The organism is Burkholderia sp. IO2 (assembly GCF_029522185.1).
Taxonomy (GTDB): domain Bacteria; phylum Pseudomonadota; class Gammaproteobacteria; order Burkholderiales; family Burkholderiaceae; genus Burkholderia; species Burkholderia cenocepacia.
Map to the genome: position 1 here is coordinate 46,790 of NZ_JAKWFH010000008.1, position 20,393 is coordinate 67,182.

General features: G+C 66.9%; 16 protein-coding genes. 12 read left to right on the top strand and 4 right to left on the bottom strand.

Annotated features, from left to right (window positions below; all coding sequences use genetic code 11):
- The first annotated feature begins 34 nt into the window (after positions 1–34).
- The 9 genes from MMB92_RS06985 to MMB92_RS07025 all read left to right on the top strand — a co-directional run bounded on the left by MMB92_RS06985 (position 35) and on the right by MMB92_RS07025 (position 11,799).
- Positions 35–685 (top strand): DUF502 domain-containing protein, encoded by a 651-nt coding sequence (locus MMB92_RS06985; protein ID WP_006477842.1) that lies wholly within the window; start codon positions 35–37, stop codon positions 683–685.
- A gap of 67 nt (positions 686–752) precedes the next feature.
- Positions 753–2,555 carry an aspartate--tRNA ligase gene (gene aspS / locus MMB92_RS06990; protein WP_006485737.1) on the top strand — a complete coding sequence of 601 codons (1,803 nt, stop codon included), beginning with the start codon at positions 753–755 and terminating at the stop codon, positions 2,553–2,555.
- A gap of 159 nt (positions 2,556–2,714) precedes the next feature.
- Positions 2,715–3,209 (top strand): dihydroneopterin triphosphate diphosphatase, encoded by a 495-nt coding sequence (nudB, locus tag MMB92_RS06995; RefSeq protein WP_006485748.1) that lies wholly within the window; start codon positions 2,715–2,717, stop codon positions 3,207–3,209.
- On the top strand, positions 3,206–4,480 hold the full coding sequence (gene clsB / locus MMB92_RS07000) for a cardiolipin synthase ClsB (RefSeq protein ID WP_006485739.1): 1,275 nt from the start codon (positions 3,206–3,208) through the stop codon (positions 4,478–4,480). Before nudB ends, clsB begins: the two co-directional genes overlap by 4 nt.
- A 200-nt stretch (positions 4,481–4,680) precedes the next feature.
- Positions 4,681–5,280, top strand: a complete 600-nt coding sequence (locus MMB92_RS07005; RefSeq protein WP_006485742.1) for a TetR/AcrR family transcriptional regulator — start codon at positions 4,681–4,683, stop codon at positions 5,278–5,280.
- Positions 5,281–5,338: 58 nt separating this feature from the next.
- On the top strand, positions 5,339–7,126 hold the full coding sequence (locus MMB92_RS07010) for an acyl-CoA dehydrogenase C-terminal domain-containing protein (protein ID WP_006485746.1): 1,788 nt from the start codon (positions 5,339–5,341) through the stop codon (positions 7,124–7,126).
- A 113-nt stretch (positions 7,127–7,239) separates the two neighbouring features.
- The gene (locus MMB92_RS07015) at positions 7,240–9,675 is read left to right on the top strand and encodes a 3-hydroxyacyl-CoA dehydrogenase/enoyl-CoA hydratase family protein (protein WP_006497386.1); all 2,436 of its coding nucleotides are present in this window, start codon (positions 7,240–7,242) and stop codon (positions 9,673–9,675) included.
- A gap of 70 nt (positions 9,676–9,745) precedes the next feature.
- Positions 9,746–10,945: an acetyl-CoA C-acyltransferase gene (locus tag MMB92_RS07020; protein WP_006485733.1), complete on the top strand. Its 1,200-nt coding sequence runs from the start codon at positions 9,746–9,748 to the stop codon at positions 10,943–10,945.
- An 86-nt stretch (positions 10,946–11,031) separates the two neighbouring features.
- Positions 11,032–11,799, top strand: coding sequence for an enoyl-CoA hydratase (locus tag MMB92_RS07025; RefSeq protein WP_277562613.1), 768 nt, complete (start codon positions 11,032–11,034; stop codon positions 11,797–11,799).
- Between the two features lie 51 nt (positions 11,800–11,850).
- On the opposite strand, the gene fdhD is transcribed toward MMB92_RS07025, so the two are convergent.
- On the bottom strand, positions 11,851–12,687 hold the full coding sequence (fdhD, locus tag MMB92_RS07030) for a formate dehydrogenase accessory sulfurtransferase FdhD (protein WP_277562614.1): 837 nt from the start codon (positions 12,685–12,687) through the stop codon (positions 11,851–11,853).
- Between the two features lie 120 nt (positions 12,688–12,807).
- Between fdhD and MMB92_RS07035 the strand changes: the two genes are divergently transcribed.
- A complete protein-coding gene (locus MMB92_RS07035; RefSeq protein WP_012492415.1) occupies positions 12,808–13,290 on the top strand; it encodes a nitrate reductase associated protein in 483 nt (160 codons plus the stop codon).
- 36 nt (positions 13,291–13,326) lie between these two features.
- Here MMB92_RS07035 and MMB92_RS07040 read toward each other — a convergent pair whose 3' ends face one another.
- Positions 13,327–13,722 carry an acyl-CoA thioesterase gene (locus tag MMB92_RS07040; RefSeq protein WP_006485741.1) on the bottom strand — a complete coding sequence of 132 codons (396 nt, stop codon included), beginning with the start codon at positions 13,720–13,722 and terminating at the stop codon, positions 13,327–13,329.
- Between the two features lie 175 nt (positions 13,723–13,897).
- On the opposite strand from MMB92_RS07040, the gene MMB92_RS07045 reads away from it, so the two are divergent.
- Entirely contained in the window at positions 13,898–15,769 is a 1,872-nt protein-coding gene (locus MMB92_RS07045) for an ABC transporter ATP-binding protein/permease (protein ID WP_277562615.1), read from the top strand.
- 205 nt (positions 15,770–15,974) lie between these two features.
- On the opposite strand, the gene murU is transcribed toward MMB92_RS07045, so the two are convergent.
- Positions 15,975–16,697 carry an N-acetylmuramate alpha-1-phosphate uridylyltransferase MurU gene (gene murU / locus MMB92_RS07050; RefSeq protein WP_012492416.1) on the bottom strand — a complete coding sequence of 241 codons (723 nt, stop codon included), beginning with the start codon at positions 16,695–16,697 and terminating at the stop codon, positions 15,975–15,977.
- 22 nt (positions 16,698–16,719) lie between these two features.
- A complete protein-coding gene (locus MMB92_RS07055; RefSeq protein WP_034201384.1) occupies positions 16,720–17,769 on the bottom strand; it encodes a phosphotransferase in 1,050 nt (349 codons plus the stop codon).
- Between the two features lie 224 nt (positions 17,770–17,993).
- On the opposite strand from MMB92_RS07055, the gene MMB92_RS07060 reads away from it, so the two are divergent.
- Entirely contained in the window at positions 17,994–20,354 is a 2,361-nt protein-coding gene (locus MMB92_RS07060) for an LPS-assembly protein LptD (RefSeq protein ID WP_006485743.1), read from the top strand.
- Positions 20,355–20,393: the final 39 nt, after the last annotated feature.

Below are 20,393 nucleotides of genomic sequence, written 5' to 3' on the forward strand. Positions count from 1 at the left end.
AACCCGCGCCGCCGGCGCGGTTCATTGACGGCAGATGATGAAAAAGACGACCCTGAAAACGGTGTTCCTGACCGGCCTGCTGGTTCTCGTCCCGCTCGCGATCACGCTGTGGGTGCTCGGCCTCATCATCGGCACGATGGACCAGACGCTGCTCCTGCTGCCCGAATCTTGGCAGCCCGAGCGGATGCTCGGCTTCCATCTGCCGGGGATCGGCGCGGTGCTGACGCTCGCGTTCATCTTCGTCGTCGGGCTGGCCACGCAGAACTTCATCGGCCAGAAGCTCGTCACGTGGTGGAACGCGGTCGTGCGTCACATCCCGGTCGTCGGGCCGATCTACACGAGCGTCAAGCAGGTGTCCGACACGCTGCTGTCGAGCAGCGGCAATGCGTTCCGCAAGGCGCTGCTGATCGAATACCCGCGCCGCGGCTCGTATACGATCGCGTTTCTGACCGGCACGCCCGGCGGCGACGTGGTCAACCATCTGACGGAAGAGTACGTGAGCGTGTACGTGCCCACGACGCCGAACCCGACGTCGGGCTTCTTCCTGATGCTGCCGAAGAGCGAAGTCATCGAACTCGACATGTCGGTCGATGCCGCGCTCAAGTACATCGTCTCGATGGGCGTCGTGGCGCCTTCGGCGCCGGCTCCGGCGCCCGCCCGCCGTCCCGTCGAGCCGCCGCTGTAAGTAAAGAATCATCGCCCGGGCCGCGCGTTGCGGCGCCCGTTGATCAAACCGAACGAAAGCAAACATCATGTCGATGCGTACTGAATACTGCGGTCTCGTGACCGAACACCTGCTGGGCCAAACCGTGTCGCTGTGCGGCTGGGTGCAGCGCCGCCGCGATCACGGCGGTGTGATCTTCATCGACCTGCGCGATCGTGAAGGCCTCGTGCAAGTGGTGTGCGACCCGGATCGCGCCGAGATGTTCGCGACCGCCGAAGGCGTGCGCAACGAGTTCTGCGTGCAGATCAAGGGCCTCGTGCGCAACCGTCCGGAAGGCACGGTCAACGCCGGCCTGAAGAGCGGCAAGATCGAAGTGCTGTGCCACGAACTGAACGTGCTGAACGCGTCGGTCACGCCGCCGTTCCAGCTCGACGACGACAACCTGTCGGAAACGACGCGTCTCACGCACCGCGTGCTCGACCTGCGCCGCCCGCAGATGCAGCACAACCTGCGCCTGCGCTACCGCGTCGCGATCGAGGCGCGCAAGTACCTCGACGAGCAGGGCTTCATCGACATCGAGACGCCGATGCTGACGAAGAGCACGCCGGAAGGCGCGCGCGACTACCTCGTGCCGTCGCGCGTGAACGCGGGCCAGTTCTTCGCGCTGCCGCAGTCGCCGCAGCTGTTCAAGCAGCTGCTGATGGTCGCGAACTTCGACCGTTACTACCAGATCACCAAGTGCTTCCGCGACGAAGACCTCCGCGCGGACCGTCAGCCGGAATTCACGCAGATCGACTGCGAGACGTCGTTCCTCGGCGAGCAGGAAATCCGTGACCTGTTCGAAGACATGATCCGTCACATCTTCAAGACGACGATCGACGTCGAGCTCGACGCGAAATTCCCGGTGATGCCGTACTCGGAAGCGATGGCGCGTTTCGGTTCGGACAAGCCGGACCTGCGCGTGCAGCTCGAATTCACCGAATTGACCGACGCGATGAAGGATGTCGACTTCAAGGTGTTCAGCACGCCGGCCAACGCGAAGGACGGCCGGGTTGCGGCGCTGCGCGTGCCGAAGGGCGGCGAGCTGTCGCGCGGCGACATCGACGGCTACACGGAATTCGTGCGCATCTACGGCGCGAAGGGCCTCGCGTGGATCAAGGTCAACGAGAAGGCGAAGGGCCGCGACGGCCTGCAGAGCCCGATCGTCAAGAACCTGCACGATGCATCGATCGCGGCGATCCTCGAGCGCACCGGCGCCGAAGACGGCGACATCATCTTCTTCGCGGCCGATCGCGCGAAGGTCGTCAACGACAGCCTCGGCGCGCTGCGCCTGAAGATCGGCCATTCGGAATTCGGCAAGGCGAACGGTCTCGTCCAGGCCGGCTGGAAGCCGCTGTGGGTCGTCGACTTCCCGATGTTCGAATACGACGACGAAGATGCACGCTACGTCGCCGCGCACCATCCGTTCACGAGCCCGAAGGACGAGCACCTCGAGTACCTCGAGACCGACCCGGGCCGCTGCCTCGCGAAGGCGTACGACATGGTGCTGAACGGCTGGGAAATCGGCGGCGGCTCGGTGCGTATCCACCGCGAGGAAGTCCAGAGCAAGGTGTTCCGCGCGCTGAAGATCGGCGCGGAAGAAGCGCAGGCGAAGTTCGGCTTCCTGCTGGACGCGCTGCAGTACGGCGCGCCGCCGCACGGCGGTATCGCGTTCGGTCTCGACCGCATCGTCACGATGATGGCCGGCGCCGATTCGATCCGCGACGTGATCGCGTTCCCGAAGACGCAGCGTGCGCAGGATCTGCTCACGCAGGCGCCGAGCCCGGTCGACGAGCGTCAGCTGCGCGAGTTGCACATCCGTCTGCGTCAGCCGGAGCAGCCGAAGGCGTAACGCGCTTCTCGCCCCGGTCGTGTGCGTGGTCACGCGCACACGACGCCCATGAAAAAGGCGCAGTGATGCGCCTTTTTCATTTTTTGCGGTACAGTCGCAGCACTTGCCGCACGTTCGGGCGCAGGCCCGGCGCACGGCCCTGTGCCGCATGAAACAAAGATGACGAAGCCGCCGAAAATCCCCGAATCCGTTCTCGTCGTGATCTACACGCCCGACCTCGATGTGCTCGTGATCAAGCGTGCCGACCAGCCCGATTTCTGGCAATCGGTCACCGGCTCGAAGGACGCGCTCGACGAGCCGCTCGCGCTCACCGCCGCGCGCGAAGTGGCCGAGGAAACCGGCATCGCGGTCGGCACGCCGGACGTGCCGGCCAGCGCGCTCGTCGACTGGCACCACCGGATCGAATACACGATCTATCCGCAATACCTGCATCGCTATGCGCCGGGCGTCACGCGCAACGTCGAGCACTGGTTCGGCCTGTGCGTGCCGCATCGCGTCGACGTGACGCTGTCGCCGCGCGAGCATGTCGACCATGCGTGGCTGCCGTTCCGCGAGGCGGCCGCTCGCTGCTTCTCGCCGTCGAACGCCGAGGCGATCCTGCAATTGCCCGCGCGCGTGGCCCTCGCGCGTGCGCCGCACGGCTCGTCCGCATGAATGCGGAGACCCGCAAGCGCTTCGCGCAATTGCGGCAGATGTTTCTGCAGGAGCGCGGCTCCGCGTCGCGGCTCGCGTTTACGGCCGGCAACACGGTGCGGCTGTGCGAAACCGGCGGCGAATTCTTCCACGCGCTGATCGAGCGGATCGACGCCGCCCGCGAGCAGGTGATGCTCGAAACCTACATCTTCTGCGACGACGCGGCCGGCCGCCCGGTGTCGGACGCGCTGATCCGCGCGGCGCAGCGCGGCGTGCGCGTGCGGGTGATCACCGACGGTATCGGCACCGCACGCCTGCCGCTGTTCGACACGTGGGCCGAGTCCGGCGTCGAGCACTGCATCTACAACCGTTTCCTGTTCGGCCGCTTCGGCTTCTCGCGCACGCACCGCAAGCTCGCGGTGATCGATCATGCGGTCGCGTTCTGCGGCGGCATCAACATCGTCGACGACTACACGCAGGGCAGCGCGACGCTGCCGTTCCCGCGCTGGGATTTCGCGGTCGAGATGGCCGGGCCCGCGGTGTCCGACGTGCGTGCCGCGTTCGAGCTGCAGTGGCACCGGATCCAGTTCGGCCACAAGCCGTACGCGCAGTACGCGGCCGGGCTGCACGGCGGCGAAGCGTTCCCGGACATGTTCCGGCGCTGGATGCGCAGCCACCGGTGGATCAAGGCCGGCGCGCTGCGGGTCGTGACGGAGCCGAGCGTCGCGTTCGTCGCGCGCGACAACGTCGTGAACCGCCGCGCGATCGAGAAGGCCTATCTCGCGGCAATCGGCCAGGCGCGCCAGCGGATCCTGCTCGCGAATCCGTATTTCATGCCGGGCCGCAAGCTGCGTCGCGCGCTGACGGGCGCGGCGCGGCGGGGCGTCGACGTGCAGGTGCTGATCGGCCGCAAGGAATTCGCGGCGCTCGATACGGCCGTACCGTTCCTCTATCACACGCTGCTGCGCGCGGGCGTGCGCGTCGCCGAATACGACAAGACGATCCTGCACGGCAAGGTCGCCGTGATCGACGACAACTGGGCGACGGTCGGCTCGTCGAATCTGGACGCGCTGAGCCTGATGCTGAACAATGAAGCGAACGTCGTGCTGGTGCGCTACGATGCAGTGACGAACCAGTTGCGCGACGCGATCGCCACCGCGTTCGCCGAAGGCCGGGAGATCGATGCCGCGCACTACGCGGCGCGCCCGCGCGTCGAGCGGCTGCTGAACTGGCTCGCGTACACGACCTACCGTGTCGTGATGAAGGCGCTGACGGTCGGCGGTTACGACTGACGCCGACTAAGTATTCGCTTCAAAAAATCTGTCCGCACGTTCGTGCGGAAAAGCCGCTCCGGTCCCGCCGGAATCGCGCAAAATAGCGGCTCGGTTAGACACCGGTTTCTAATAATTTCCTTGTTTCGCGAGCGGCCGCACTCAATAATAGTACGGCCGTTCGATTTTATTCGAATCCCCGAACGGTTACAGAAATAGCTATGCGAAAAGGCGAACAGACGCGTGCCGCGATACTTGAAGCTGCTTTGGACCTCGCCAGCCGTGACGGGCTGGAGGGGCTGACGATCGGCCTGCTGGCCGAGCGCATGCAGATGAGCAAGAGCGGCGTGTTCGCGCACTTCGGATCGCGCGAAGACCTGCAGGTCGAGGTCGTCCGCGAGTACCACCATCGTTTCGAAAACGAGGTGTTCTTTCCGAGCCTGCGCGAGTCGCGCGGTCTGCCGCGTCTTCGGGCGATGCTGGCGCGCTGGATCGAGAAGCGCATCCAGGAGGTGACGACCGGGTGCATCTACATCAGCGGCGCAGTGGAGTACGACGACCGGCCGGACAGCCCCGTGCGCGAGCAGTTGATCGCGAGCGTGACCGCCTGGCGTGCCGCGTTGCTGCGCGCCATTTCGCAGGCGATGGAAGAAGGGCATCTGCGCACGGACACGGATCCGGAACTGATGCTCTTCGAGTTGTACAGCTTCACGCTCGGCCTGCATCACGACGCACGCTTCCTGCATTCGCCGGACGCCGTGCGCCTCACGTGGGCCGCGCTGGAAAAGACGATTGTTTCGTATCAGAGCGAGAGCCGTTAGCGGCGCGTGACCCGCCCGCCAGGAGCTCGAGCCGTTTTGCCCACCTTTGGAGAGAGTCATGGGACAGTACGCCGCGCCGCTGCGCGACATGCAATTCGTGTTGCACGAGCTTCTGAACGTCGAAGCCGAAGTCAAGCAAATGCCCAAGCATGCGGACCTCGACGCCGACACGATCAACCAGGTCCTCGAGGAAGCGGGCAAGTTCTGCTCCGAGGTACTGTTCCCGCTGAACCAGGTCGGCGACCGCGAAGGCTGCACGTATGAAGGCGACGGCGTCGTGAAGACCCCGACCGGCTTCAAGGAAGCGTATCAGCAATACGTCGAGGCCGGCTGGCCGGCGCTCGGCTGCGATCCGGACTACGGCGGCCAGGGCCTGCCCGCGTTCGTGAACAACGCACTCTACGAAATGCTGAACTCGGCGAACCAGGCCTGGACGATGTATCCGGGCCTGTCGCACGGCGCGTACGAATGCCTGCACGCGCACGGCGCGCCGGAACTGCAGCAGCAATATCTGCCGAAGCTCGTGTCGGGCGAATGGACGGGTACGATGTGCCTGACCGAGCCGCACTGCGGCACCGACCTCGGCATCCTGCGCACCAAGGCCGAACCGAACGGCGACGGCTCGTACTCGATCAGCGGCACGAAGATCTTCATCTCGAGCGGCGAGCACGACATGTCGAAGAACATCATCCACCTCGTGCTCGCGCGCCTGCCGGACGCGCCGCAAGGCACGAAGGGGATCTCGCTGTTCATCGTGCCGAAGTTCATTCCGGACGCTGCGGGCGAGCCGGGCGAGCGCAACGGCATCAAGTGCGGCTCGATCGAACACAAGATGGGCATCCACGGCAACTCGACGTGCGTGATGAACCTCGACGGCGCGAAGGGCTGGATGGTCGGCGAGCCGAACAAGGGCTTGAACGCGATGTTCGTGATGATGAACGCCGCGCGCCTCGGCGTCGGCATGCAGGGCCTCGGCCTCACGGAAGTCGCGTACCAGAACTCGCTGACGTACGCGAAGGAACGCCTGCAAATGCGTTCGCTGACGGGCCCGAAGGCACCGGACAAGCCGGCCGACCCGATCATCGTGCACCCGGACGTGCGCCGCATGCTGCTCACGCAGAAGGCTTACGCGGAAGGCGCGCGCGCGTTCACGTACTGGTCCGCGCTGCAGATCGACAAGGAGCTGTCGCACGCCGACGAAGCGGTGCGCAAGGAAGCGGCCGACCTCGTCGCGCTGCTCACGCCGATCATCAAGGCGTTCCTGACCGACAACGCGTTCGAGTCGACCAACCACGCGATGCAGATCTACGGCGGCCACGGCTTCATCTCCGAGTGGGGCATGGAGCAATACGTGCGCGACGCGCGGATCAACATGATCTACGAAGGCACGAACTCGATCCAGTCGCTCGACCTGCTGGGCCGCAAGGTGCTCGGCGACATGGGCGCGAAGCTGAAGAAGTTCGGCAAGCTCGTCACCGAATTCGCGGAAGCCGAAGGCGTGAAGCCGGAGATGGCCGAGTTCATCAACCCGCTCGCCGACATCGGTGAAAAGGTGCAGAAGCTGACGATGGAAATCGGCATGAAGGCGATGCAGAACCCCGACGAAGTCGGCGCGGCCGCCGTGCCGTACCTGCGCACCGTCGGCCACCTGGTGTTCTCGTACTTCTGGGCGCGCATGGCGCGTCTCGCACTCGACAAGGAAGCGTCGGGCGATCCGTTCTACAAGTCGAAGCTCGCCACCGCCCGCTTCTACTTCGCGCGTCTGCTGCCTGAAACGGCATCGACGATCCGCGCCGCGCGCGCCGGTTCGAAGACGCTGATGGAAGTCGACGAATCGCTGTTCTGACGCGATTCAGGGCGGTGCGCGCCGCGCGCCGCCCGGACGCAACGGTTCCTGGTACTCACTTCGCCGTGCAGCCCTCACATTTCGCGCTGCACGACACTATCCGGAGACATCCCGTGAGCAATTTCCTGATTCGCAAGGTCGCCGTGCTGGGCGCCGGCGTGATGGGCGCGCAAATCGCCGCGCATCTCATCAACGCGCGCGTGCCGGTGCTGCTGTTCGACCTGCCGGCCAAGGAAGGCCCGAAAAACGCGATCGCGCTGAAGGCGATCGAGAACCTGAAGAAGCTGTCGCCCGCGCCGTTCGGCGTGAAGGACGATGCGAAGTACCTCGAAGCGGCGAACTACGAGGACGACATCGCGAAGCTGGCCGAATGCGACGTCGTGATCGAGGCGATCGCCGAGCGGATGGACTGGAAGCACGACCTGTACAAGAAGGTCGCGCCGCACATCGCTTCGCACGCGATCTTCGCGACCAACACGTCGGGCCTGTCGATCACGAAGCTGTCCGAAGGTTTCTCGGACGAGCTGAAGTCGCGCTTCTGCGGCGTGCACTTCTTCAACCCGCCGCGCTACATGCACCTCGTCGAGCTGATCCCGACCGCGCATACGCGCCCGGAGATCCTCGACCAGCTCGAGACCTTCCTGACGAGCGTCGTCGGCAAGGGCGTCGTCCGCGCGAAGGACACGCCGAACTTCATCGCGAACCGCGTCGGCATCTTCTCGATCCTCGCGGTGATCACCGAGGCCGCGAAGTTCGGCCTGCGCTTCGACGAAGTCGACGACCTGACGGGCAGCCGCCTCGGCCGCGCGAAGTCGGCGACGTTCCGCACCGCGGACGTGGTCGGCCTCGACACGATGGCGCACGTGATCAAGACGATGCAGGACAACCTCGCCGACGATCCGTTCTTCCCGGTCTACCAGACGCCTGCCGTGCTCGCCGAGCTGGTGAAGCAGGGCGCGCTCGGCCAGAAGACGGGCGGCGGCTTCTACAAGAAGGAAGGCAAGGCGATCAAGGTGCTCGACGCGAAGACGGGCACCTACGTCGATTCGGGCGCGAAGGCGGACGAAACGGTCGGCCGCATCCTGAAGCGTCCGCCGGCGGAACGCCTGAAGCTGCTGCGCGAGACGGATCATCCGCACGCCCAGTTCCTGTGGTCGATCTTCCGCGACGTGTTCCATTACATCGGCGTGCATCTCGAGTCGATCGCCGACAACGCGCGCGACGTCGACCTCGCGATCCGCTGGGGCTTCGGCTGGAACGAAGGTCCGTTCGAAGGCTGGCAGGCCGCCGGCTGGAAGCAGGTCGCCGAGTGGGTGCAGGAAGACATCGCGGCCGGCAAGGCGCTCGCGAACGTGCCGCTGCCGTCGTGGGTGCTCGAAGGCCCGGTCGCCGAGAAGGGCGGCGTGCACACGGCCGAAGGCTCGTGGGCGCCGGCCGCGAAGCGCTTCGTGCCGCGCTCGGACCTCGCGGTCTACGGCAAGCAGGTGTTCCGTGCGCCGCTGCTCGGCGAAGCGGGTGCCGATCCGAAGACGTACGGCAAGACGCTGTTCGAGACCGACGCGGTGCGCGCATGGGTCGACGACCGCGCCGGTGAAGACGACGTCGTGATCGTGTCGTTCAAGTCGAAGATGAACACGATCGGACCGAGCGTGATCGACGGCCTCGTGCAGGCGATCGAACTCGCGGAGAAGGACTACAAGGGCGTGGTGATCTGGCAGCCGACGTCGCTGAAGCTCGGCACGCCGGGCGGCCCGTTCTCGGCCGGCGCGAATCTCGAGGAGGCGATGCCCGCGTTCATGATGGGCGGCGCGAAGGGCATCGAGCCGTTCGTGAAGAAGTTCCAGGAAGGCATGCTGCGCGTGAAGTACGCGAACGTGCCGGTCGTCGCGGCCGTGTCGGGCATCGCGCTCGGCGGCGGGTGCGAGCTGATGCTGCACAGCGCGAAGCGCGTCGTGCACGTCGAGAGCTACATCGGTCTCGTCGAAGTGGGCGTCGGCCTCGTGCCGGCGGGCGGCGGCCTGAAGGAAGCGGCGCTGCGCGCGGCAGACGCCGCGACGGCCGCGAACGCGACCACCGACATCCTGAAGTTCGTCACGAAGTCGTTCGAGAACGCGGCGATGGCGAAGGTGTCGGCGTCCGCGCACGACGCCCGTGCGATGGGCTACGTGAAGCCGTCCGACACGATCGTCTTCAACGTGTTCGAACTGCTCGACACCGCGAAGAAGGAAGCGCGTGCGCTGGCCGACACCGGCTACCGCGCACCGCTGCGTGCGAAGGACGTGCCGGTTGCAGGCCGTTCGGCGATCGCGACGATCAAGGCATCGCTCGTCAACATGCGTGACGGCCGCTTCATCAGCGACCACGACTACCTGATCGCGAGCCGCATCGCAGAAGCCGTGTGCGGCGGCGACGTCGAAGCCGGCAGCCTGGTCGACGAAGAATGGCTGCTTGCGCTGGAGCGTCGCGCATTCGTCGAGCTGCTCGGCACGCAGAAGACGCAGGAACGGATCATGGGCATGTTGCAGACCGGCAAGCCGGTGCGTAACTGAGCGAGCGGATAACTTTGTATGGGGCCCGGGCCGGCGCTGAAGCGCCCGCTCGGGTCGACAGGAGTCTGAAATGAGCAAACAACTGCAAGACGCATACATCGTCGCCGCCAGCCGCACGCCGATCGGCAAGGCCCCGCGCGGTGTCTTCAAGAACACGCGGCCGGACGAGCTGCTGGTCCACGCGATCAAGTCGGCGGTCGCGCAGGTGCCCGGCCTCGACACGAAGGTGATCGAGGACGCGATCATCGGCTGCGCGATTCCGGAAGCGGAGCAGGGCCTGAACGTCGCGCGCATGGGCGCGCTGCTCGCCGGCCTGCCGCAGACGGTCGGCGGCGTGACGGTCAACCGCTTCTGCGCGTCGGGCATCACCGCGCTGGCGATGGCGGCCGACCGCATCCGCGTCGGCGAATCGGACGCGATCTTCGCGGGCGGCTGCGAATCGATGAGCATGGTGCCGATGATGGGCAACAAGCCGTCGATGTCGCCGCACATCTTCGATCGCAATGAAGATTTCGGCATTGCATACGGGATGGGCCTGACCGCCGAGCGCGTCGCCGAGCAGTGGAAGGTGAGCCGCGAAGACCAGGACGCGTTCTCGGTCGAGTCGCACCGCAAGGCGCTCGCCGCGCAGCAGGCCGGCGAGTTCAACGACGAGATCGCCGCCTACACGATCAGCGAGCGTTTCCCGAATCTCGCGACGGGCGAAATCGACGTGAAGACGCGCGAGATCAAGCTCGACGAAGGTCCGCGCGCGGATACGTCGCTCGAAGGCCTCGCGAAGCTGCGCACGGTATTCGCGAACAAGGGCTCGGTCACGGCCGGCAACAGTTCGCAGACGTCGGACGGCGCGGGCGCGCTGCTCGTCGTGTCGGAGAAGGTGCTCAAGGAATTCAACCTGACGCCGCTCGCGCGCTTCGTGAGCTTCGCGGTGCGTGGCGTGCCGCCGGAAATCATGGGCATCGGTCCGAAGGAAGCGATTCCGGCCGCGCTGAAGGCCGCCGGCCTGAAGCAGGACGATCTCGACTGGATCGAGCTGAACGAAGCGTTCGCCGCGCAATCGCTGGCGGTGATGCGCGACCTCGGCCTCGATCCGTCGAAGGTCAACCCGATGGGCGGCGCGATCGCGCTGGGCCACCCGCTCGGCGCGACCGGCGCGATCCGCGCGGCGACCGTCGTGCACGGCCTGCGCCGCCGCAACCTGAAGTACGGGATGGTCACGATGTGCGTCGGCACCGGCATGGGTGCGGCGGGCATCATCGAACGCCTGTAAGCGGGACGCGACGACAAGCGATGACGGTGCGCGGGCCACGAGCTCGCGCACCGTTTTTTCATTCCGGTAGGTCAAAGGAGACGGTTGTGGCCGACATTCAAGTGGAACGCGCCGACGGCGTGATGACGATCACGATCGCGCGCCCGGCGAAGAAGAATGCGCTGACGGCGGCGATGTACCAGACGATGGCCGATGCGCTCGCCGATGCGCAGGAAGACAAGGCGGTTCGCGTGATCCTGCTGCGCGGCAGCGACGGCAATTTCAGCGCGGGGAACGATCTCGAGGATTTCCTGAAGTCGCCGCCGAAGGACGACACCGCGTCGGTCTTCCAGTTCCTGGCGCGGATCAGCAGCGCGAGCAAGCCGGTCGTGGCGGCGGTGCCGGGCATCGCGGTCGGCGTCGGCGTGACGATGCTGCTGCACTGCGATCTGGTCTACGCGGCCGATACCGCGACGTTCTCGCTGCCGTTCGTGCAGCTCGGGCTGTGCCCGGAGGCCGCATCCAGCGCGCTGCTGCCGCGTCTGGCCGGCCATCAGGTCGCGGCCGAGAAGCTGCTGCTGGGCGAGCCGTTCGACGCGCTGGAAGCGCACCGGATCGGCGTCGTCAACCGCGTGCTGCCGGCGGCCGAACTCGACGCGTTCGCGGCGAAGCAGGCGGCGAAGCTGGCGGCATTGCCGGCGGCATCGCTGCGTGTGACGAAGGCGCTGCTGAAGGAGACGGGCGGCGTGGCGACGCCCGCGCGGATGGCCGAGGAAGCGCGCCACTTCGCGACGATGCTGCGCGCGCCGGAAGCGCGCGAGGCGATGACGGCGTTCTTCGAGAAGCGCAAGCCGGATTTCCGTCAGTTCGACTGACGGAGCGGGCCGCGCCGGCGGCGGAGCGCCGGCGCGATCCGTTGATTGCGGTCAGGCCGTGCCGTAGTCGACGTGGCCGGTTTCGCGGCAGAAGCTGACGAGCCGCAGGCCAGCCGCCTTCGCGATCTCGATCGCGAGCGACGACGGCGCGGAGATGGTCGCGACCAGCGGGATGCCGACCCGCGCGGCCTTGCGTACGAGCTCGTAGCTCGCGCGGCTCGACAGGAACACGAAACCGTCGGTGGTATCGGCGCGCGACAGCACGAGCGAGCCGATCAGCTTGTCGAGCGCATTGTGGCGGCCGACATCCTCGAATGCCGCGCGGATCGCGCCTGTTGCGTCGCACCACGCGGCCGCGTGCAGGCCGCCGGTCAGTTTCGTGAGCGCCTGATGCGCCGGCAGCGCATGCGCGGCGCGCGCCAGTGCGTCGGGCGCGAGGCGCGCGAGAAAGCCGGTATCGGGCACGCGTTCGGGCGCAAGGTCGAGCAGGTCGATGCTCTCGATGCCGCAGACGCCGCAGCCCGTGCGCCCCGCGAGTGCGCGGCGCCGGTCCTTCAGCGCGGCGAACGCCTGCTGGACCACGTCCAGATGGACTTTCGCATGCGGCAGCGGCGCGTCGGCGTGCAGGATCACCTCGATGTCCTTGATGTCGCTGCCGCGCGCGACGATCCCTTCCGAGATCGCGAAGCCGACCGCGAACGCTTCGAGGTCGCATGGCGTACACATCATCACCGCGTGCGAGATGCCGTTGAAGACGAGTGCGACCGGCCATTCCTGGCCGACGAAGTCGTGCGCGGTGTCGACCGCGCCGCCGCGCGTACGGCTGACGGGCAGCTCGATCGCGCCGCGCGGTTCGTCGCGAAGTTCGTCTGATTGGGTCGGATTCACGAGCACTCCCGTTGATTCGAAGCACGGCCGGCGACGATCGTGCCGCCGCCCGCGCGCAGAGGTTCTAAAATACCCCAGGCAAGCCGGCCGCGCCGGCATCCGCCACGTCAGGTAACGACCATGGGACTCAGCGACGCTCCGTTGCTCTTCAACTTCGAACACGATTCGTCGGAAAACTTCACGTACATCCCGATGATCGTGCGTTTCAATCTCGACCGCTTCGGCCTGCGGATTTCGCTCGACCAGTGGCAACTGCTGCCGCTCGAGGACCGCAAGCTGCTCGCGCGCTTTCCTGCCGACGACGACACCGCGATCGAGCCCAATTTCGATCATGCGCTGTTCGAAATGCTGCGCACGCACGCCGATCTGGAGCCGTCATGGTTCCAGCCGGACGAGCAGCCGGCCTGGCGCGCGGTCGACACGGTGCCGGAGTCGCTCGTGCAGCAGAGCGCGCTGGCCGGGCTGCCGGCGCCCGCGCTCGCGCAGTGGCAGCGGCTCGCGCCGTTCCAGCGCTACGTGCTGGTCAAGCTGTCGCGCAAGCCGACGCTGAATCACGATTTCCTGCCCGCGATGCGGGAGTTCGGGCTGACGGCCACGCACTGACGGCCATCTGCCGCGCGGTGGCGCGGCGCGTGCCCGTCAGAGCGGCGGCAGTTGCCGCGGCTTGCGGTCCGGGCCGGTCGCGACGTACGTGAGCGTCGCTTCGGTGACCTTCACGACTTCGCCCATCAGGCGCATGCGCTGCGCGTATACCTCGACGTCGACCGTGATCGACGTGTTGCCGGTGCGCATGATCGTGGCGTAGAAGCTCAGCAGATCGCCGACGAATACCGGCTGCTTGAACACGAACGAATTGACCGCGACCGTCGCGACGCGGCCGTTCGCGCGCTGGCTCGCGGGGATCGAGCCGGCGATGTCGACCTGCGACATGATCCAGCCGCCGAACACGTCGCCGTGGACGTTCGCGTCGTGCGGTTGCGGGACGACGCGCAGCGCGGGCTGCTTCTGCGGAAGTTCGAGGGTCGAATCGGTCATGGCGGGGGCTTTCATCCTGTAATAAATGGACCGCCGCGCGCAGGCGGGCCGGCGAGGGCGCCGGCAGCGGCGCGAAGCGGCTTCTGCGACAATACAACGTTCACAAATTGTACGAGAAAGCGCGCGAGCCGGCCGTCGGAAAACGGATCCGGCATCGCCGCGCAATCCTTCCCCCATGCGCCGATTTCCCGCTTCCGGCGAGCCCGCGCCGGCTTCGACCGGGCCACGCAACGACTGGCAGACCGTCCGGTCGCTGCTGCCGTACCTGACCACCTACAAATGGCGCGTCGCGCTGGCGCTCGGCTGCCTGATCGGGGCGAAGGTCGCGAACCTCGGCGTGCCGGTCGTGATGAAGCGCATCGTCGACCACCTGTCCTACGTGCAGCAGCTCACCGCGCTCGGCCGTGCCGAACAGTCGGCCGGCATCGTGCTCGCGGGCGGCGTCGGGCTGCTGGTCGTCGCGTATGCGCTCGTGCGGCTGTCGACGTCGCTGTTCACCGAGCTGCGCGAAATCCTGTTCTCGAAGGTCACCGAGAGCGCGGTGCGCCAGCTCGCGCTGCAGGTGTTCCGGCATCTGCACGGGCTGTCGCTGCGGTTTCATCTCGAACGCCAGACGGGCGGCATGTCGCGCGACATCGAGCGCGGCACGCGCGGCATCCAGCAGCTGATTTCGTATTCGCTGTACAGCATCCTGCCGACGCTCGTCGAGGTCGGGCTCGTGCTCGGCTTCTTCGTCGTCAAGTACGAGGCCTACTACGCGTACGTGACGTTCGCGGCGCTCATCACGTACATCGTGTTCACCGTGAAGGTCACCAACTGGCGCACGCATTTCCGCCGCACGATGAACGAGCTCGATTCGCGCGCGAACTCGCGGGCGATCGATTCGCTGATCAACTACGAGACGGTCAAGTACTTCGGCAACGAGGAATGGGAAGCGCAGCGCTACGACGAGAACCTGAAGCGCTACCGGAAGGCCGCGATCCGCTCGCAGAACTCGCTGTCGGTGCTGAACTTCGGCCAGCAGGCGATCATCGGCACGGGGCTGGTGTTCATCCTGTGGCGCGCGACGCAGGGCGTGCTCGCGGGCAAGCTGACGCTCGGCGATCTCGTGCTGATCAACACGTTCATGCTGCAGCTGTACATTCCGCTGAATTTCCTCGGCGTCGTCTATCGCGAGCTGAAGCAGAGCCTGACCGACATGGACCGGATGTTCGGGCTGCTGTCCGCGCCGAAGGAAGTGGCCGACCGGCCCGATGCGCCGCCGCTCGCGGTGACCGGCGCGCAGGTGCGCTTCGAGCACGTGAACTTCGCGTACGAGCCGTCGCGGCCGATCCTGCACGACGTGACGTTTACGATCGAGGCCGGCACGACGACTGCGGTGGTCGGCCACAGCGGGTCGGGGAAATCGACGCTGTCGCGGCTGCTGTTCCGTTTCTACGATCTCGACCGGCAGGCGGGCGGCGCGATCCGGATCGACGGCCAGGACATCCGCGACGTCACGCAGGAATCGCTGCGCGCATCGATCGGGATCGTGCCGCAGGACACCGTGCTGTTCAACGACTCGATCTACTACAACATCGCGTACGGGCGACCGACCGCGACCCGCGACGAGGTGGTCGCGGCCGCGCGCGCCGCGCACATCCACGACTTCATCGAAAGTCTGCCGAAGGGCTATGACACGCCGGTCGGCGAGCGCGGGCTGAAGCTGTCGGGCGGCGAGAAGCAGCGCGTCGCGATCGCGCGCACGCTGCTGAAGGACCCGCCGGTGCTGCTGTTCGACGAAGCGACGTCGGCGCTCGATTCGCGCTCGGAACGCGCGATCCAGCACGAACTCGACCAGATCGCGCGGCATCGCACGACGCTCGTGATCGCGCACCGGCTGTCGACGGTCGTGCACGCGCAGCAGATCCTCGTGATGGACCACGGGCGGATCGTCGAGCGCGGCACGCACGACGAACTTGTGCGCGCCGACGGGTTGTATGCGCAAATGTGGGCGCTGCAGCAGCAGCGCGCGGCGGCTGGCGGGGAAGAGGCCGAGGCCGCGTGAGCGCGCAGGCGCCGCGCGACACGGCGGGCGGCGGGAATGGATGGTGGGCGTCCGTCCGGTAGCGGGCGGTGTAGCGGCGTCCCGGTCGGGTGACCGGGCGGATGCCCGCGGGCACGTGATCCGGGCTCGGCCGGGCATTCATTGGCCCGTCAGGCCATCGGCGCCGCGCCGGCTACCCGACGACCGGCGCCCGGCCACGAGACGATCAGCCCGCGGCGGCGCGCAGCCGCGCGTCGAGCTCGCCGAGCTGCGCGGGCGTGCCGACGTTCTCCCAGATGCCTTCGTACAGTTCGCCGCTCGCGTGGCCGGCTTCGATCGCCGCGCGATAGTACGGCGTCAGCGCGCGCCGCGTGCCGGGCGCGAGGTCGCGGAACATCCGCGTGTCGTACAGGCCGATGTTGCCGAACGTGAAGCGCGCGGCGCCGTCGAGCGCCAGACGGCCATCGTCGCCGAGCGCGAAGTCGCCGGCCGGGTGGAACGGCGGGTTCGGCACCATCACGAGGTGCATCGCCGGCGTGTCGAGCGCGGCCATCCGGGCCGCGCGCGGCGCGAGCGTCCGGTAGTCGAACGCGCAATACACATCGCCGCTGACCGCCGCGAACACGGCCGGCTGCCCGTCGCGCTCCAGCAGCGGCAGCGCCTGCGCGATGCCGCCGGCGGTTTCCAGTGCGTCGCCCTCGGCCGAATAGGCGATCCGCACGCCCCAGCGCGAACCGTCGCCGAGCGCGGCCTCGAGCTGCTCGCCGAGCCATGCGTGGTTGATCACGATGGTCTCGATGCCCGCCCGCGCGAGCGCCTCGATCTGCCACACGATCAGCGGCTTGCCGCCGGCTTCGAGCAGCGGCTTCGGGCGGGTGTCGGTCAGCGGGCGCATCCGTTCGCCGCGTCCGGCGGCGAAGATCATCGCCGTGGTCAGGGTAGTGCTCATGTTCGACTGGGTGTGGGGACGGTCAGAACGTATAGCCGACGTCGGCCGGCGCGTTGCCCTCGAGCTCGTCGAGCAGCTTCGCGAACGGCACGAGCGGGCGATAGCGCAGCGCGACCTTGCGCGCATAGGTCAGGAAGCGCGGCAGGTCGTTCAGGTAATGCGGCTTGCCGTCGCGATAGTTGATGCGCGCGAACAGGCCGAGGATCTTGATATGGCGCTGCAGCCCCATCCATTCGAGCTGGCGGTAGAACTCGCCGAAATCCGGATCGACCGGCAGGCCGGCCTTTTTCGCCTTTTCCCAGTAGTACGCGAAGCAGTCGAGCTCGAACTCCTCGTCCCAGCTGATGAACGCGTCGCGCAGCAGCGACACGACGTCGTACGTCAGCGGCCCGTACACGGCGTCCTGGAAGTCGAGCACGCCCGGATTCGGCTCGCAGACCATCAGGTTGCGCGGCATGAAGTCGCGCAGCATGAAGCCTTGCGGCTGCGCGTGCGCGCTCGCGACCAGCAGCGCGAAGGTGCGCTCGAGCGTGCCGCGCATCGCGTCGGTGACCGGCTTGCCGAGGTGGCGGCCGACGAACCATTCGGGCAGCAGCTCCATTTCGCGGCGCAGGAACGCTTCGTCGAACGGCGGCAGCACGTCGGGCTTCGACGTGAGCTGGAAGCGGATCAGCGCATCGAGCGCGGCGCGCATCAGCGGACGTGCGGCGGCCGGGTCGGCCGGGTCGAGCACCGAGATGTACGACGTGCGGCCGAGGTCGGTCACGAGCATGAAGCCTGCGTCGAAATCGTGAGCCAGCACGTCGGGCACGTGGTCGCCGGCCGCGGCGAGCAGCTGCGCGACCTGGACGAACTCGCGGCATTTCTCGGGCGGCGGCGCATCGACGGCGATCAGCGTGCCGCCGGCACTGGTGGCCGACGCGACCCGGAAATAGCGGCGGAAACTGGCGTCCGACGACGCGGGCGCGAGGGTCGACAGATCGAGGGCGTAGCGCCCGGCGAGCGGGTGCAGCCACGCGGTGAGCGCTTCGAGGCGGGCGTCGGGCTGGGATGCGGCGGATGGGGGCGTCATGAAACTCGGCGGAGGGGGGAACGTCTTGCCATATAATACCCCACGACTTTTTTGACGCGCCCCCGCGTCAGCTTCCGCCGTGCAGGCCCGCCGCCTGTCGCGCCGTCCGCCCGATCGCCTCCCCGGTTTGCGAAGAGCCGCAGTCGCGGCTCGACGGCGCGGCCCGCCGCGCGCGAAGGTGCCGTGCAGGCGCGGTTGACAAGGGGCGATTCGCCAAACGATAGATGCCGCCCAAACCGCTATTCCCGAATGTTTTCCCCGGTGACGGGGCGCCGCGCAAACGGCGGCTCGCGCTCGCGCTCCTGGCCGTGCCCGGCCTCGTGCCGGCCGTGTCGTACGCGCAGCTGTCGGGCGCGGCTGCGCAGCCGCAGCCGCTCGACTCGCCGTGGGATCTGCGTCTCGCACCCCAGCTCGAGGATCATCCGCTGAAGGACGGCGCGAAGCCGGCCGCCTTCGTGATCGCCGACCACACGAGCGGCACCGCCGAGCAGGATCTCGCCGCGAAGGGCTCCGCCGAGCTGCGGCGCGGCGACGCCGTCGTGAAGGCCGACGCGATCCACTACGATCAGGATACCGACATGGCCGATGCGTACGGCCAGGTCAAGGTGGTCAATGGCGGGATGTCGTTCGCGGGCCCCGAGGCGCACATGAAGATCGAGGCGAGCCAGGGCTTCATGACCGCGCCGAAGTATCACTTCAACGTGACGGGCGGGTCGGGTAGCGCGGAGCGCGTCGACATGGTCGACAACGAGCGCTCGGTGTTCGTCAACGGCACGTATACGGCGTGCCAGTGCTCGACGAACCCCGCGTGGTACATCAAGGGCAGCCGCTTCGACTTCGATACGGGCGCCGACGAAGGCACCGCGCGCAACGGCGTGCTGTTCTTCCAGGGCGTGCCGATCTTCGCGAGCCCGTGGATGACGTTCCCGCTGTCGGGCGAGCGGCGCAGCGGCCTGCTGCCGCCGACGTTCTCGATGAACTCGAACAACGGCTTCGAGCTGTCGCTGCCGTACTACTTCAACATCGCGCCGAACCGCGACCTGACGCTCACGCCGCGCATCATCTCGCGGCGCGGCGTGATGACCGAGGCGACGTTCCGCTACCTGTCGCCGTCGTATTCGGGCACGTTTACGGCCAATTACCTGCCGGATGACCGGCTCGCGCACCGCAACCGCTATGCGATCTACTGGCAGCACCAGCAGAATTTCGGCGGCGGTTTCGGCGGCTACGTCTACTTCAACAAGGTCTCGGACAACACGTATCCGGAAGACCTCGGGTCGACGAACCAGTTCGTCAACGGGACGCAGACGCTGTACCAGCAGGAAGCCGGCCTCACGTACAACAACGGCCCGTGGTCGGTGCTCGCGCGCTACCAGCACTGGCAGACGCTGCCGCCGTCGATCGCGCCGTACAGCCGCGAGCCGCAGTTGAACGTGAAGTACACGAAGTACAACGTCGGCGGTTTCGACTTCGGCGCGGAAGCCGACTATTCGCGGTTCCGCATCACGACCGCCGATGCGACCCAGGGCGACCGGATCGTCTTCAACCCGTACATCTCGTACGGCGTGTACGGCCCCGGCTACTTCGTCGTGCCGAAGGTCCAGTATCACTTCGCGTCGTACGACCTGGGCTACCTGTCGTCGACCACGCCGAACAACCCGAAGCGCTTCACCGAGTCGATCCCGACCGTGAGCGTCGATTCGGGCCTGATCTTCGACCGTTCGGTGCGCCTGTTCGGCCAGGACTTCATCCAGACCCTCGAGCCGCGCCTGTACTACGTGTACACGCCGTATCGCGACCAGTCGAACGCGCCGCTGTTCGACACCGCGGAATCGGACTTCGGCCTCGCGGAGATCTACCAGCCGAACACGTTCGTCGGTAACGACCGGATCGCCGATGCGAACCGGATCACGGCCGGCCTGACGTCGCGCTTCATCGATCCGCGCACCGGCGACGAGCGCGCGCGCTTCGTGATCGCGCAGCAGTACTACTTCGCCGATCAGCGCGTCACGCTGACGCCGGGGCAGAGCGCCGTGCTGGCGCGCCACTCGGACCTGATCGTCGGCGCCGCGCTGAAGCTCGGCTCGGGCTTCATGTCGGAAACGGCGTTCCAGTACAACCAGAACAACAACCAGCTCGTGAAGTCGAGCGTCGGTTTCGGCTACAGCCCGGGCGAGCGCCGCGTGATCAACGTCGGCTACCGCTATACGCGCGCGAACACCACGCTCGACAACCAGCCGATCAACCAGTTCCTGGTGTCCGCGCAATGGCCGCTTACGCGCCGCCTGTATGCGATCGGCCGTTTCAACTACGACCTCGCCGGAGATCGCGTGGTCGACGGTCTGGTCGGCTTACAATACGACGCGGACTGCTGGGCGCTCGGGGTCGGGGTCCAGCGATTTGCGAACGGCATCAATACGTCGGGACAGCAGAACTCGTCGACGCGATTCATGATGCAGCTGACGCTCAAGGGCCTGTCGACCGTCGACAACGGCCTCGTGTCCGCGTTCCGCGCCGGGGTGCCGGGCTACACGCCGCTGCCGCCGCCGCCGCCGCCGATGTCCCGCTTCAGCAACTACGAGTAACGCCGGCATGTCTGCACCGGTCAGCACGATTTCAATGGA